This window comes from Pseudoalteromonas sp. S558 (assembly GCF_005886635.1).
Taxonomy (GTDB): Bacteria; Pseudomonadota; Gammaproteobacteria; order Enterobacterales; family Alteromonadaceae; genus Pseudoalteromonas; species Pseudoalteromonas aliena.
In genome coordinates, this window is sequence record NZ_PNDU01000080.1 from 13,733 (window position 1) to 29,965 (window position 16,233).

The 16,233-nt window shown below is 40.8% G+C and carries 13 protein-coding genes; 5 read left to right on the top strand and 8 right to left on the bottom strand.

Annotation, left to right across the window (positions count from 1 at the left end; translation table 11 throughout):
• The first annotated feature begins 14 nt into the window (after positions 1–14).
• From CWB66_RS06520 to CWB66_RS06535, 4 genes are all read left to right on the top strand, one after another.
• Positions 15–1,049: an ABC transporter substrate-binding protein gene (locus CWB66_RS06520; protein WP_138584738.1), complete on the top strand. Its 1,035-nt coding sequence runs from the start codon at positions 15–17 to the stop codon at positions 1,047–1,049.
• Positions 1,050–1,111: 62 nt separating this feature from the next.
• Positions 1,112–2,287: a methyltransferase gene (locus CWB66_RS06525; RefSeq protein WP_138584739.1), complete on the top strand. Its 1,176-nt coding sequence runs from the start codon at positions 1,112–1,114 to the stop codon at positions 2,285–2,287.
• A 30-nt stretch (positions 2,288–2,317) separates the two neighbouring features.
• Positions 2,318–2,980: a carbonate dehydratase gene (can, locus tag CWB66_RS06530; RefSeq protein WP_077536252.1), complete on the top strand. Its 663-nt coding sequence runs from the start codon at positions 2,318–2,320 to the stop codon at positions 2,978–2,980.
• 4 nt (positions 2,981–2,984) lie between these two features.
• A complete protein-coding gene (locus tag CWB66_RS06535) occupies positions 2,985–3,629 on the top strand; it encodes an NAD(P)H-binding protein (protein ID WP_138584740.1) in 645 nt (214 codons plus the stop codon).
• A gap of 53 nt (positions 3,630–3,682) precedes the next feature.
• Here the strand turns inward: CWB66_RS06535 and ubiK are convergent, their stop codons facing one another.
• Positions 3,683–3,946, bottom strand: coding sequence for a ubiquinone biosynthesis accessory factor UbiK (gene ubiK, locus CWB66_RS06540; RefSeq protein ID WP_024608186.1), 264 nt, complete (start codon positions 3,944–3,946; stop codon positions 3,683–3,685).
• 325 nt (positions 3,947–4,271) lie between these two features.
• On the opposite strand from ubiK, the gene rep reads away from it, so the two are divergent.
• Positions 4,272–6,290, top strand: a complete 2,019-nt coding sequence (gene rep, locus CWB66_RS06545; protein WP_138584741.1) for a DNA helicase Rep — start codon at positions 4,272–4,274, stop codon at positions 6,288–6,290.
• Between the two features lie 353 nt (positions 6,291–6,643).
• Here the strand turns inward: rep and CWB66_RS06550 are convergent, their stop codons facing one another.
• The 7 genes from CWB66_RS06550 to CWB66_RS22215 all read right to left on the bottom strand — a co-directional run bounded on the left by CWB66_RS06550 (position 6,644) and on the right by CWB66_RS22215 (position 15,277).
• Entirely contained in the window at positions 6,644–7,366 is a 723-nt protein-coding gene (locus CWB66_RS06550) for a response regulator (RefSeq protein WP_138584742.1), read from the bottom strand.
• An 88-nt stretch (positions 7,367–7,454) separates the two neighbouring features.
• Positions 7,455–9,077 (bottom strand): ATP-binding protein, encoded by a 1,623-nt coding sequence (locus CWB66_RS06555; protein ID WP_077538862.1) that lies wholly within the window; start codon positions 9,075–9,077, stop codon positions 7,455–7,457.
• 17 nt (positions 9,078–9,094) lie between these two features.
• Positions 9,095–10,639, bottom strand: a complete 1,545-nt coding sequence (locus CWB66_RS06560) for a tripartite tricarboxylate transporter permease (RefSeq protein ID WP_054205882.1) — start codon at positions 10,637–10,639, stop codon at positions 9,095–9,097.
• Between the two features lie 3 nt (positions 10,640–10,642).
• Positions 10,643–11,113, bottom strand: a complete 471-nt coding sequence (locus CWB66_RS06565) for a tripartite tricarboxylate transporter TctB family protein (protein WP_077536247.1) — start codon at positions 11,111–11,113, stop codon at positions 10,643–10,645.
• Between the two features lie 11 nt (positions 11,114–11,124).
• Positions 11,125–12,105, bottom strand: a complete 981-nt coding sequence (locus CWB66_RS06570) for a Bug family tripartite tricarboxylate transporter substrate binding protein (protein WP_138584743.1) — start codon at positions 12,103–12,105, stop codon at positions 11,125–11,127.
• A 13-nt stretch (positions 12,106–12,118) separates the two neighbouring features.
• Positions 12,119–13,360 carry an OprO/OprP family phosphate-selective porin gene (locus CWB66_RS06575; protein WP_138584744.1) on the bottom strand — a complete coding sequence of 414 codons (1,242 nt, stop codon included), beginning with the start codon at positions 13,358–13,360 and terminating at the stop codon, positions 12,119–12,121.
• A 270-nt stretch (positions 13,361–13,630) separates the two neighbouring features.
• Positions 13,631–15,277 (bottom strand): methyl-accepting chemotaxis protein, encoded by a 1,647-nt coding sequence (locus tag CWB66_RS22215; RefSeq protein WP_077536242.1) that lies wholly within the window; start codon positions 15,275–15,277, stop codon positions 13,631–13,633.
• Positions 15,278–16,233: the final 956 nt, after the last annotated feature.

A 16,233-nucleotide genomic window follows, 5' to 3' on the forward strand; every position in this document is an offset into this window, starting at 1 on the left:
TTGAGGATACCTAGTTGCTATTTAAGGGATTAATTATTGGATTGTGCTTTTTTTGTAGCCATATAGTGGCGCAAGAATCTGTCACATTACAGCTAAAATGGACGCATCAATTTCAGTTTGCTGGTTATTATATGGCAAAACAAAAAGGCTTTTATGACGAAGTTGGCCTTGATGTAATTATTAAACCCGCTAATCCGACGATGCCCGATACCTTCGAACCCGTTGCCAATAATAAAGCACAGTTTGGTGTCGGTCATTCAGGTATTTTACAACAACGTATTAATGGTCAACCCCTTGTTGCTATGGCTGCCATGCTGCAGTTTTCACCTTACTGCTGGATGGTTAAAGATACTTCCGATATTTTCCATCCACGCAACTTTGCTAATAAACGCATTACTGGCGTAAGCCGTAAGGATGCTACCGAATTAATGGTTATGCTAAAGCGCAGCGGGGTAGATACTGATAGGCTTAAGGTTTATGAGGGGGAAAATCCAAATCAAGCATGGATTGAAAACAAGCTAGATGCGATGCAAGTATACGTCACTACTGAGCCTTATTATATGACCCAGCAAGGCATTGCGCATCGCCTTATTTGTCCGCAGCGATATGGTATGGATGTGTACGCTGATATTTTATTTACCAGCGAATATATGCTTAAAAAACACCCGCAAACCGTCGAGAAATTTTATCAGGCCAGTTTAAAAGGCTGGCGTTATGCGATGATGAACATGGATGAAGCAATTAATATTACGCAGCAAGTATATGCGCCAAGTAAAAGTTTTCATCAGCTCGCTTTTGAGGCTGAAGTATTAAAAGATTACATAATGCCCCCTACAACCAACTTAGGGCATATGTCGATAGCAAAATGGCGTTTAATCGCGGATTTATATAGCATACAGCAAAGTAAATTTGATGAAGTGAAAGCAGGTTTTATATATAAATATCAAGAACCCGAAGCAATGCAATTATCTTGGATGCTCATAGCCGCTATTCTGGTGAGTATTATTTCGATACCTTTGTATATACGGCTGATTTTTAGTAAAAAATAACCGCTTAATGAGAATCTACTGAACTGCTATAATCGACTGTCTTTTTTTTACTTTAAGTTGTTATGACTTTAGCTGAGCAATTTTTTGCCCTTGATTCACTTTTATTACGCAATCGCCAGTATTGGCAGTGCACTGCATTTGATTTTGACGCGATCCCGTGGCCAAAACTACAAGAGGTACTTAATGGGCTAAGTGACGATCAAGTTACTGCACTTGATAACGATCAAAGTCAGTTATATCAATTTTTTAGTCAATACATAAATGACCTTGGTGAACTTGCTAATTTGTGTGAACTACCAGGCGCGGAGTTAAACCGAACTGATTATCCATTTTGGATAAGTAACGGTATTAAAGGTCGTAAGTTTGATCAGTTACAAGATTTTGTATCTGCACTGCCTAATACTAAGCAGCCAGTTTTAGAGTGGTGTGCTGGTAAAGGGCATTTAGGGCGAATGCTTGCTTTTAATGGCGCAAGTGATGTGCACAGTATCGAGCTGCAACAATGCTTATGTGAACAAGGGCAAAAAAGTGCACAGCAACAAGGCTTAGCAATGCACTTTAGCCAAGCTGATGTGCTAAAAGATGACATCACTCAATTTTTTAATGCTGATATGCATGCTGTAGCGCTGCACGCATGCGGTGGCTTGCACCAAACATTTATGCGCCAAGCAAGTTTAGCTAAAGTACAGCAAATTAGCTTTTCACCTTGTTGTTATCACCTATTTACGGCTAATGAATACCTCGCAATGAGTGAAGTTGCAAAGCAAAGTACGCTTAAGCTAACGCATCGTGATTTAAAGCTCGCATTGCAAGAAACCGTTACAGCGCCTTCTCGTCTGGAAAAAGTACGTAAAACAGAATTAGAATGGCGACTCGGTTTTGACGCACTAAGAAAGTCGATTACGAATGAATCACACTACGTAAGCGTGCCTTCGGTTAATAAAGCAATATTCTCAGATACGTTTAAATCATTTTGCGCATGGGCTGCTGAAAAAAAAGATATAACGTTACCTCAATCTACTGATTATAATAAGTTTTTAGAAGTGGGGCAGGCGCGAAAAAAAATAACTGACCGAATTGAACTGGTTCGACATGTGTTCCGAAGAGCAATTGAGGTTTGGCTTGTGCTCGATCGTGCTTTATATTTGCAGCAGCAAGGTTATCAGGTGAGTGTGAATATTTTTTGCGAGAAGCAGTTAACGCCTCGTAATATTTTAATTCTTGCCAGTATCCATTAAATTTCCGTCCTCGACTTAATAAGAGATGTAATGAGAAAGTTAAAAAATTTATTCGAAAATAATAAACGCTGGGCTGCTCGTACAAGCGAAGCCGACCCTGACTTTTTTAAAATTTTATCAATGCAACAAAATCCTGAATATTTATGGATTGGTTGTTCAGACTCTCGTGTACCTGCTAATCAAATAGTTGATTTACTACCGGGCGAATTATTTGTACATCGCAACGTTGCTAACGTGGTTGTACACACTGACCATAACTGTTTGTCGGTTATGCAGTACGCTGTAGAAGTATTAAAAGTAAAACACATTATGGTTGTGGGGCATTACGGTTGTGGTGGCGTACAAGCCGTTTTAAGCAATGCAAAATTTGGCTTTATTGACAACTGGCTGCGCCATGTAGGTGATGTAAAAGAAAAGCACCTTGAGCAACTTAACGCAATGCCAGAAAGCGAGCGCTTAAGCCGCCTTATTGAGTTAAACGTAATCGAACAAGTACGTAATGTATGTCGTACTAACATTGTGCAAGACGCGTGGGAGCGCGGCCAAGAGCTCAGTGTTCATGGTTGGGTTTATGGTTTAGAAAATGGGCACCTTCATGATTTGGAGTCGGTTGTAACGTGCGCCAGCGAGGAAACGCAAAGTTATAAAAGAGCAGTACAGCACGTACTTAAAAAAGTAGGTGAGAGTAAATAAAGCTATGACTAAAACGGCGATATTAATTGGGGCTACAGGTTTGGTCGGTAATGAGTTACTGCATAAGTTACTCAATAGCGAGCACTATACAAAAGTGGTTACGTTAAGTCGTCGTACTTTGCCAGTTACACATGCAAAGTTAGTAAACCATGTTATAGATTTTGAAAAGTTAACCCAATATGTTGAGCTTTTTAAAGGGGACATATTGTTCTCGTGTTTAGGCACAACACGTAAGCAAGCAGGCTCAACCCAAGCTCAGCGCAGAGTTGATGTTGATTATCAGTTTATAGCCGCGCAACTGGCGGCAAGTAATGGCGTCTCACATTACTGTTTAGTGTCATCAAGTGGTGCTAATGCACACAGTAATAGCCCTTATTTAAAAATGAAGGGTGAGCTTGAACAGCATATTAAAGCACTCGCTTTTGACAAAATAAGTATTTTTCAACCGTCTTTATTATTAGGTGATCGTGAGCAATTCAGAGTGGCAGAAAAGATAGGCAGTGTTATTTTCCCTGTTATTACACGACTCCCATTTTTAAAACGATATAAACCAATAACGGGTAAGCAAGTAGCGCAAAAAATACTGAGTGTGAGTTTAGAGCAGCAGGCTAAGTTATCTTATTATGTACTTGATGAGCTGTTTGAATAAACTTAGTAAAACGCAAAAGGCAGCCTAAGCTGCCTTTTTGTAAATTAAATTAATTATTCAGCGTCAGTCTCAGTGCTAAGTTGTTGCTCAAGTAATGCTACTTTAGCTTCAAGTTCAGTTAGCTTTTCGCGAGTACGAATAAGCACTTGGCTTTGCACATCAAATTCTTCACGGCTCACAAAGTCCATCTCAGCAAGCTTGTTTTGTAAAACTTGCTTTGTTTTACCTTCGAGTGTTTCTGCTAGGTTTTTTACACCTTGCGGCATATTGCTAGTGATTTGCTTAGCAATTTCTTCAAGTTTTGCTGGATTGATCATATTTTTCCCTTCGCTGCTGCCTAAAATGATAATAATACCAATTTTATTAAAAACATGATCATTCTATCGCATTAAATAAGCCACTAACTGCGTTTAAAATTATTCATATAGAACAACTATATGTCACAATTTTCGCCTTGTTATTGTGCTATTTTATTTGCGTTATAATAGAACACTTATTTAATGCAATTGATATAACTAATATTACCTTATACCCAGAGGATTTAACACATGATCATCTTTGCCTTAATTAATTAAGGCAATTGCTATGCTCGCTGTAATGGTTACGTTAAAATTGCGCGTCTTTTAAATTTCTTTGGTCGTTATGAAACTCAATCCTAAACAAGATGAAGCCGTAAAATATATTAGTGGTCCATGCTTAGTACTCGCGGGCGCAGGCTCTGGTAAAACCCGTGTTATTACTAATAAAATTGCTTATTTGGTGAAAAAATGTGAGTACAAAGCGCGAAATATAGCGGCGGTTACTTTTACCAACAAGGCAGCCAAAGAAATGCGTGAGCGAGTGCTGCAAACGCTTGGTAAGCAAGATGCTAAAGGGTTATGGGTATCCACGTTTCATACGCTAGGTTTAGAAATAATAAAAAAAGAGCTAAGTACACTGGGGTTCAAACCTGGTTTTTCGTTATTTGATGATCAAGATACCAATCAATTACTGGGTGATTTAACCGAAGATGAGCTAAAAAAAGACAAAGATTTACTCAAACTACTTAAAATGGAAATTGGTAGTTGGAAAAATGAATTAGTGCTGCCCGAGCAAGCAATACGCGAAGCGCGTGATGCGCAAAAAGCCTTGTTTGCACAGCTTTATGCGCGCTATCAAAATCAGCTACGTGCTTATAACTCACTGGATTTTGATGATTTAATTATGATCCCTACTTTGCTACTCACTAATAACGCAACGTCGCGTGAACGATGGCAACAACGCTTTAAGTATTTGCTGGTGGATGAGTATCAAGATACTAATACTAGCCAATATCAACTTGTTAAATTGTTAGTAGGCGAGCGTGCCCGTTTTACCGTGGTAGGTGATGACGACCAATCAATTTACTCATGGCGTGGTGCACGTCCGCAAAACTTAGTGTTATTAGGTAAAGACTATCCAGGGCTTAGGCTTATAAAGCTTGAGCAAAACTATCGAAGTGCAGGGCGAATACTAAAAGCGGCTAACATTTTAATTGCGAATAACCCTCATGACATCGAGAAAAAACTATTCAGTGAACTAGGTTACGGTGAGCCAATTAAGGTAATTGGATGTCGTGATGAAGAACATGAATCTGAGCGAGTGGTTGCTGAAATAATTTCGCATAAGTTTATGAAGCGTACCAGCTATAAAGATTATGCGATTTTGTATCGTGGTAATCATCAAGCGCGTGGCTTTGAAAAATCACTAATGAGTAACCGTATCCCCTATAAAATTAGTGGTGGGATGTCGTTTTTCGCTCGCTCAGAAATTAAAGATATTATGGCGTATTTACGTTTGCTAGTTAATCAAGATGATGACAACGCATTTTTACGTATCGTAAATACTCCGCGCCGCGAAATAGGCACGGTCACACTTGAAAAGCTTGGCACATTAGCTAACGAAAAACATGCGAGCTTGTTTGCTACCTGCTTTGATAACGATTTAGGCTACAGATTAAAAGGACGTGGCTTTAATGCGCTTGCCGGATTTGCGCGCTGGGTTGTTGAGCTATCTGATAACGCAGTACGCAGTGACACGCTTGAAGCAGTTAAAGACTTAGTGCGTAATATTAACTACGAGGCATATTTGTACGAGTCGTCACCGAGTGCTAAAGCCGCTGAAATGCGCATGAAAAACGTATCCGAACTGTACCGCTGGATAACCGATATGTTGACCGGTGATGCCGATAACGAGCCAATGACACTAGCTGAGGTTGTGAGTAAGTTAACCCTTCGCGATATGCTTGAGCGTAACGAAGAAGAAGATGAAGCTGATGCGGTGCATTTATCAACACTGCATGCATCAAAAGGCTTAGAGTACCCGTATGTATTTATGGTGGGTATGGAAGAAGGTTTACTTCCTCATCAGGTAAGTATTGATGAAGACAACGTAGATGAGGAACGCCGATTAGCTTACGTTGGTATTACACGTGCCCAGCAAGAGTTAACACTTACTTATGCAAAAATACGACGTCAATTTGGTGAAACCTCACAAACCGAATTAAGCCGATTTGTACAAGAATTACCACAAGACGATCTTGCGTTCGAAAATAAAAAGGCACCTAATACGCAAGCAGAACGTATGGAAAAAGGCCAAGCAAGAGTGGCTAATTTACGGGCTATGTTTAAAAAGCCGGAATAGATTTTTAAGGTGAGGAGATCGTTTCTTTATCGCTTTGTGCTATTTTATTAATGATTGGATCGTGAAGCAGATATTTAGTTCATTTTCTTAAACGAGATTCAGATTTAATAAGTATTTAATCTGAAAATATGCAGGCATTGGTTGTTACCAACAATAAAGTCTAGCATATTCAAAGTTATAGAGTATTTTAAAAGATATAATTAGAGTCAATATATAGCATATTAATTTTTTGAAAATGGTCCATTTTATTTACGCAATACGGACTCTCTTAGTGGACTAATGCTGTTAGGCAGCCAACTTCAATATATCGGAAGTTCAGCAGGGCAATTTAAATACCTTAACCTGTAATTAAACTAACCCATTTTATAACAACGTTCAGGCCGACCAATACTCCCATAACTTTGGTCGGCGTTGACTTGTTCCGCTTCTAGTAAATATTCAAGATAACGCCTCGCTGTAGAGCGGCTCACTCCCACTAAATCGCCCATTTGCTGGGCAGTAAATGGCGTTTTTTGATTATTTTTAAATGCATCTATAATCTTTTTTAGTGTAAGTTGATCAACTCCTTTGGGGAGCCTTACCATCGTTTTACTTTGCTCATTTGAGCCAAATAGCGTATCCACCATAGATTGCGTGACTTCGTCTGCGTCTGATAGGCAACGTTGACGCGCTTCAAAACGCGCCAATGCTTGATCAAGGCGATTGAGTATCAGCGGCTTAACTAAAAAGTCACAGGCACCTAATTGCATTGCCTTTTCAAGAGTTTCGACTTCTTTGGCTGCGGTAAGCAACATAACATCACATTTTATTGCACGTCGGCGTAAGTCACTTAATAACTCAAGGCCATTGCCATCTGGTAAATGAATATCGAGTAGAATAAGGTCAGGCTCTATCGCATGTAACAAGGCCGTTGCCGTGCTTAGGTTTGCAGCAATACCCACAACCTGATACTGGCCTTGACGCTGGCTTTGCCTTGCAGCTTGATTACCCGCCACACCATTTGGTAGCAATAAGTATTGCGCCAAAAGTTGTGCGACTTCTATTTCATCTTCGATGATAACTACTGAATATGTCATTGTTTATTACTCATTTTTAGCATTGCTAATGTGCCGCATTTAGTTTTATTATTATTTGCTTTACCACGGCTTGTTACCCTAAATTACGTTATTTAGGAATATAGACGCTTAGTCGTGCGCCTTTTAAATCTGATTCACCAATTTCTAAACTCCCTCCACAGGAGTCCAAATTGGTCTTTACTAAATATAAACCAATACCGTGTTCTGCCCCGGCTTTAGAGCTGTATTGTGGAGTGAATATCACTTCGTGATCATCGCCAACACCAAAACCACTGTCTTCTACATCGAATAACAGCGTTTTACTGGTTTCATCAACGGTAACTCTTACATACGGTGTGCGTTCGTTACTTGCTCTAATTGCCGCATCAATGGCGTTATCGATCAAGTTACCCAATATTGATACCACTCGTTCGAGCATCTCGGTACGGGCTATTGCACCGAGTAGACTATCTGGGTTTAATTCCAACGTAACATTGAGTTCGCGCGCTTTATGGTATTTTCCCACCAGTAAGCCTGCGAGTACTGGGTCTTGTATGCGCTCTAATAAATGATGAATCTGTGCTTGCGAGCCTTGGCTTTCTTGACCGATCAGCTCGATTGCCTCACCGCTCTTTCCCATTTGGATCAGCGCGCCAATTAAATTTAATTTGTTTGAATAGTCGTGAGTTTGCACACGTAAAAGCTCTGCAAACGCTTGCACTTTGGTCAATTGCTGGCTTAAATACTCCAACTCATCAGCAGGGCGCAATGTTAATAATATGCCATCTGCTTGGCCTTGTACTTGCAATGAAAACCGCGACAATACTAAGCGTTTATCCGCTGCAAATAGTTCAAAACCAACCATTTTACGACGTTGATTACGCAGCAAGAACTCAGCATGCTCAGGGAGTAAGTCACTTAGCATTAAATCTTGATTTATACAGGCGGTAGGTTTGTCTAAAATTTCGCAAGCTCTTTGGGTTAATTTACGTACTCGACCATCGGGGTCTAGGGCTATTACGCCACTGCGCATGGTGTTTAAAATGGCATCTTGTTCTGAGAATAACCGCGCAATTTCGTCAGGCTGTAAGCCAAATATAGCATTTCTAACGCGCCGCCCAATAAGCACCGCCGCTATAATGCTTAAAATAACTAGTAACACACCCCAGATTATCACCTCTACAATGCGTTCTTGAATCAAAGGTTCAATCGATTGTACCAAAAAACCAACTGACACCAACCCGATAACATCGCCATGAGCACCATACACGGGCACTTTGCCACGAATTGACTCTCCTAGACTCCCTTTAGCAATCGAAATATAACGCTCCCCCTGTAAGGCCGCGTGGCTATCACCGCCAACCATGCGTTTACCCAGTTTATTACTATCAGGATGAACAACTCGATGGGCATTTTTATCGCCTATAACAATAAAATCTGCGCCAGTGAGCTGGCGCAGATTTTCGATCTCTTGATTGATAGCGGTTAAGTCTTGTGGGTTTTTTAATGCCTCAACAACATTGTTGCTAGCAGCAATACTGGTCGCCACCGCAAGGGCTTTATCACCTATGTAGTCGTTTAAGCTTTGCGCGGTAATCTGATACACCAATCCACCAAACATCAATGCTTGGAGTACGCACAGCCCGGTTACCCAAATAATCAATCGCGTTTCTAGGCGCTTGGGCTTTTTAACCATGCTTTGCAATGAGTTTAGTTTTTTGGTGTATTTCATCATTACCTCAGCCTATCTCACGATGCATGCTCTGATTTCACTTTAAGCGCGGCTTTATCAGCACGACGCTGGGTTATAAAGTCTTTTAATGGGAATAACAACACTAATATTGAAATAACAAAAATACTCAATGTCAGCGGGCGCTCCCACAAAAAGCTTAACGAGCCGTCAGAAATCATCATAGAGCGGCGGAAATTACGCTCAATCATGTCACCTAAAATAAAGCCTAGTAGTAATGGAGCCATTGGGAAAGCCAGTAACCGTAGTACTAAGGCCACAATAGCAAAGCCCACCATCATAAATAAATCAAAAGTATTAAAGGAGACGAGATACACGCCAATTAAGCTAAAGAACAAAATCATCACAGTCAAAACAGACTTTGGCATCGCCAGTACTTTTGCAAAATACGGGATTAACGGCAAGTTCAAAATAAGTAGCACGATATTGCCAAAGTACATGCTTACAATCACCGCCCAAAACACGCTAGGGTTTTCTTGCATTAACATAGGACCAGGTTGAATACCGTAGGCAATTAATGCACCGAGCATAATCGCAGTTGTACCTGAGCCTGGGATACCTAATGTCAGTAATGGTACAAATGATCCCGTACATGCTGCATTATTGGCAGACTCTGGCGCTGCTAAACCGCGCAATGACCCTTTACCAAATTTCTCTTTTAGGCCTTTAGGCGCTAAGTTTCGCTCAGTTGCATAAGCCATAAAGCTGGCAATCGTTGCACCTGCGCCCGGCAGTACACCTACAATAAAACCAAGAATAGACGAGCGACCAATAACAGGGGCTATATCTTTAATTTCTTCTTTAGTTAATTTGGTTGAGCCTATTTGTGGTGTGTCTGAATCATTAATGCCCTTAACGTCTTTTTTCTCCGGACGTGTAACATTAATAAGTGCTTCAGCCAGAGCAAAAGTTGCCATAGCCACCAATAAAAAACTAATACCATCAAGTAAATCAGCTTGGCCTAAAGTAAAGCGCTCAGTCCCTGAGGACGGATCAATACCGACTGTTGCCAACATAAGACCAAATACGGTCATCATCATGGCTTTTAAAAATTGCCCTTTATTTGAAAATGCCGCGATTGCTGTTAAACCTAAAAACATCAGCACGACATAATCGGGAGATTGAAAGCTCAGCGACACTTTTGCCAACAGCGGCGCGGCCACCATCAATAATATTGCGCCAATTGTGCCACCAATAAAGGAGGAATAAGCAGCAATTGCCAATGCTTTACCAGCGTGGCCTTGCTTAGCAAGTGGGTAGCCATCAAAGGAAGACGCTACGGTCCCAGCAACCCCTGGTGCATTTATTAAAATAGACGAGGTTGAACCGCCAAATATTGCACCGTAATACACACCAGCCATTAAAATCATACCCGAATCAGCACCAATGCTGTAAGTAATGGGGATCATCAATGCAATAGCGGTAATAGGGCCCAAGCCCGGCAACATGCCGATAAAAGTACCAACAAAACACCCTATGATCACATAAAGTAAGTTGTTCCAGTCGAGTACGGTCGACAAGCCCAGCATAATTCCATCAAACATAACTTAACTCCACAGGTTGCCAGGAACCAAATAAATGCCCAGCACTTGGGTCATTAAAAACCAAAACACCACAGCGACGGGAATTGAGGCCAGTAATAAAACTGCTTTACGGCGCTCGCCCATCACAAAAAAGCCTATTAACAAAAACGCACTGGTTGAGAGTAAAAAACCAATTGGCTCTAGCATAGCGCTGTATAACACCATTAAAATTAGCAATGCCACTGTGCGCAGTACATTCGATTTTTCAAGTGTTTGCTGTTCATCACTTGATTGCTCTTTTGGCTTTAGCAAGGTTGCTGCTATCGACAGTAAACACACAATAATACCAAATGCCGCATACACCTTAGGTAAGGTGGCTGAGGTCACTGTTTCATACTCTTCAAATGGGAGTAACGGAATTTGCCATGCAATAATGGCGTATAGGGTAAATAGCGCCAAGAATAAACTTGGCCCTAGTAATTCGCGGTTCAACATTGGCGCCTCGATTAACGTAATGTGCGAATAAAACCAAGCTCTTCCATCACGACTTTGAGCTGTTCTTCTTGTGCTTCGAGTGACTTAATGAATTGATCTTTTTCTTGAAACAGGTTTAACCAACCATTACGCGCACGGACAACTTCCCACTCAGGTGTTGTTTGTAGCTTACGTAATTTTTCAGTGTATTCTGCCAGTTTGTCGGCTGGTAAATCGGGAGCTGCAAAAAAGCCACGCCAATTCACAAATTCCATGTCATAACCTAGTGATTTAAGTGTTGGGATTTCAGGGTAATCAGGTAGTGCATCCCCTGAGGTCACAGCTAAAATACGTGCTTGACCGCCATTAGCCACTTCTAACGCTTCGCTTAGACCCGTTGAAAGCAAGTTAACTTCGCCAGATAGTAAACCAGCTTTTGCTTTACCGCCTGCATCATAAGGAATATAACGTAATCTGCGCCCATCAAGGCCCGCAGCTTTAACCGCTTGCGCTGCAACTAAGTGATCCATGCTGCCACGCGCCGAGCCACCGGCTACTTTTACCGAACTCGGGTCTTTTTTCATTGAGGCGATCACATCTTGCCACGTTTTAAATGGCGAATCATTACGTACAACAAATGCACCATAATCAGCGATCATGCTGGCAACAGGCGTTAGATCGCGATAGCTATACGGAATTTTACCGGTTAATGCACGCAACACGATAGGTGTTGAGTTAACCATTAAAATATCGCCTTTTTTAGTCCCTGACTCAATCAAATAAGCAATTGCACGGCCACCGCCGCCACCCGACATATTTTGAAAAGAGGCGTTATCTTCAATACCTGCTTTTACTAAGCCTTCGCCTACACCACGTGCAGTTGTATCCCAACCGCCGCCAGGACCACCGGGTACTAAAAAGTGAATATCGGCCAGTGCAAATGGACTGCTTAATATGAGTGATGCTGCAAGCACCGTCGTTTTAACTGATTTAAATGATTTGAATAAATTCATGTTCCGCTACCTCTTAAAATAAGTACTGCATACGTGCGCTAAAGCCCATACCCGAATCTTCATCACCTACAAGCGCGATTGTACCTGGGCCTTCTACATCGCTGTAAATAAGGTTACCCATAAATTTAATGTCGCTGCTAATGTAGTAAGAAGTGCCTAATGTGTAAGTTGTTACTTCAGTGCCTTGCGTACTGCTTGTTGCGTCCATTTGCGATACACGAGCAACAAGTTCCCATGCGTCTTTAACGCCTTTAGGCTGTACAAATAACGCAGAACCCGCTTTGTACTGGCGCTGTTCGCCCCCTAAAAAGTAACTGGCTGATACATGAAAACCATCAAAGTGCTCACCATCAAGGGCGTCGGCGCTATTTACGGCATCAAGTGAACGACTGGCGTATTCCGCCTCAAGAGTGAGTGAGTCAGCTTGAAAAGCAAACTCAAGACCTGTTTGCGATAAACTATCTAATGCGACAGCATCACCACCAACAGCGTAATCCACCAAGCGCACATTGGTTTCGCGAATTTCACCACGGGCAAAACGCGCCCCTAATTCATTGCCACCCATATCACGATATGAATGCCACGCACCTAGGTGAATAACATCGCCCGGCGACGCGCTCGACCACGTTAAACGCCCTGTTGCGGCAAGTGTTAAGTTGTCATCTTCATCATGGCCTGATGCACCAAATGCATCGTTTTTATACACACCAACGGCATAACGCACGCCACTGTCTTTAAAATATTGATAAGCCGATACACCCCAACGGAAAAACGGTGAGAAAGTATTTGCTAAGGTACTACGCTCAATCGTGTTGATATGCTTAGAACTCGTTAACGCATTAAGCGACATATCTTCACGGATTTTACCCACCTTCACTTTTAGGCCGTTATCGAATGCATAACGCACACGCGCCATCACGATTTCAGCTGTGCCCTCGCCAAACTCAAGCAATAATTTGTGATCCCAATTACCGTGCTCACTTTCCACGTACGTACGAATACGGCGCGGGAAAAAATCACTGCCGGCATCACCGTCATTATTTGCGTTATATGCACCATTAAAGTAGTTGTAATCAAGCTGAACGCGGCCACCAAACTCAAGGTCAAATACTTTATTGCCTTTTATTGAGTCGACTTCTTTTTGTAGCTCATCCAATTGCTGTTGTAGTTTTTGTGTATCGTTGTCGGCCAACACAGAGGTACTTGCTAACGCTGCTGCAACAGCTAACGCCAGTTGTGTATTACTTGCTTTCATTGTTTTACTCCACACCAATTATTTTAGTTTTGTTGTCATTAAGATGAGCTACTGCGTACTGCCATCTGACTTCGAGCATAGTGTTAACGTGAGATTAACGAAATGTTTAGAATTTAAGCTGCATTGATCTGCTTAAAATGCATTTAGCACATAAAAACCACGCACAATATGCACAAAAAGAGATGGCAATAACTCATTGATAATAATGTTTTTTTAGCTAAATTAAGTAGGCTAAGAGGCAACATACATATACGCCCCTTAATGACTTACTTATACTTTGAAGTTGCTTACTAAGTTGTCTAGCTGTTGACACTGCTGCGCTAATGCTTGGCATGCACGTTCAGCATGATCTACTTTTTCTAGCATATTACCGCTTGATGCTGCGATGCGCTGCACATTGATATTTACGTCTTCACTTACTTGGCTTTGCTGCGTGGCAGCCGTGGCAATTTGCATGTTCATATCATTAATGATGGTGACGGCATCATTGATGCGCTGTACAGATTGCGACGCACCGCGAGAGTGCTCAATAGTTTGTTGTCCGCTTTTGGTACTGGCTTGCATTGCACTAACAGCCTGATTAGTGCCTTGCTGAAGCTTTTCAATCATGGCATTAATTTCACCAGTGCTGTCTTGTGTACGACTCGCTAACGAACGTACTTCATCAGCAACCACAGCAAAACCACGCCCTTGCTCACCGGCTCTGGCAGCTTCAATGGCTGCATTCAGTGCGAGTAAATTTGTTTGATCGGCAATCCCACGAATAACATCAAGTACTGTGGCTATATTCGTTACATCTTGCTCTAGGGTATTTATTACATCGCTTGATGCTGATATGTCGGTTACGAGTTGATTAATTAACGAGATAGTTTCTTCGATAGTCGCTTTTGCTACGTTTGCATCGTTATTTGCGTTGCTTGTGGCGCTAGCTGCATCGTTAGCATTATGGCTAACATTATCGCTGGTGGTACTCATTTCATTAACCGCCGCAGCTACCTGCTCACTTTCAACTTGCTGGTTACTGGCTTCGTTTAGCACACTGGCTGTAATAGTACGTAAGTTTGCCGTTTCAGTGCGTACCTGCTCAGCCGAACCAACAACTGCAAGCACAGTGTTATGAATTTTACTTATAAAAGTATTAAATGAACGCGCTAATGAACCCATTTCATCTTGCGATTCAATATTTAAACGCTGGGTTAAATCACCTTGCCCGCAAGCTATGTTCTCAAGTGCGAGTTGCATTTGCTTTAATGGTGCTAAAATAACAGCTGATAACAACCACGTTGTAGCAATTGATAATACAAAACTTAATAACATACCAAATTGCAGCGCATAACTTGCCGACGTTTGTTGCGCGTCAATCTCAATGAGTGAATTTGTAAGCTTAGCGTCTATTTCATCACGCATGGTGGTTACGTTTTTACGAATGCGTCCAAGGACCGTTTCCATATCTTGTTTATGTTCAGCTAAATAACTTGCGGCTAAAGCATGATCACTAAATAACCCTTGATAATAACGGGACCAAATAACCACATCGGCTTTTATATTATTGATTCGCTGTGCATTTATCGTATCGATGTAACCTGAATCAACCAACTTTAATGGACTTGAAAGACGAGCATCAACACGCGCTATATTGCTTCTATATTCGTCTTGCTGAATTAAATAGTTTTGCTTATCACCTTGGCCTAACACCATGCTTAAGCCAGCGGTTTTCACTTGGAATAGATCGCGATAACCATCTTCTAGATCATCAAGCACAGTGCGCACTTCTAAACTTATGAAGCTATTAAGACGCGCCTGCTCTTTAAATGTATAAAGAACATATCCCGACAATACAGAAAATATAACTAGGGCAACAACCACAGGAATAGCAAATTTAACTCTAAAGCTAAGATTATTTATTAATTGACTCATTTTTATCACTTATTGATTTACAGGTAGATGGACATACGAGGACGAGCAATAAAAAATAACGTTATGTACCTGAAAAAACAAATAAATTAAATGAACAAAAAGTGTAAAAAGAATAAAAGGCTTTTATATCAAATAAGATGCAAATGCTCAGTCGTAGTAAATTTAGATAAAGTGCTTCACAAAATAATTTTTTCTGTTTTATCTATCTAATCCCAAAATAGAAAGATCGTCTATTTAATAACCTGAGATCTTATTAAGTGATAGCTGATTTGTTTAGCTTTAGGTCCGCTAAATTAAAGTGTGGATTATTGTCCTTCAGGCAATGATGCATCACCAACTATGCTTTGGATAATTAATGAAGGGTGTCTTATTGAATTTATTGTTAATTTAATCAATAGTAAAGCGCTTTAAATGCATTGCTCTTATTTCACAATAATATGGTTTTATCTTAATCTTCTTATGAACAGGTCGTAACGACCTTTATGCCTATATCAAGCAAATCGGCTTGTAAGACTCTATTGTGCTGTTAAGCTACTCACTAATTTACGTATTGGTTGTGTAATGGGCATTATAGGTTATCATTTTCACTGAGATGATTGACGAGTAATGAAGTTTGAAGCGATAAAATAAGCCTATAGTTCCCTTACCGTATTGCACTATTTCATCGACATCGTAAAATAATTCAATCATGCCTGTTTCTAGTTTATCCAAGCGTTCTTAGTCAAAAGATTTATTTAATCTGAACTCTGGTTAAGATATTTACTAATATATTGAATCATAATGATATTTAAATTTATTTTTCTCTAGCCAGAGATTTTCAGTGAAAACAAGGCGAATTTACGCGTCAATAGCTAGCCTATTGCAAGTAAATTCAACGTAGTTAGCGCTGAAAATAGCTGCTTGAGATAGATTTATTATTCAGAATTCAGGTTATTTAGTTTGTTGAAATATATTTG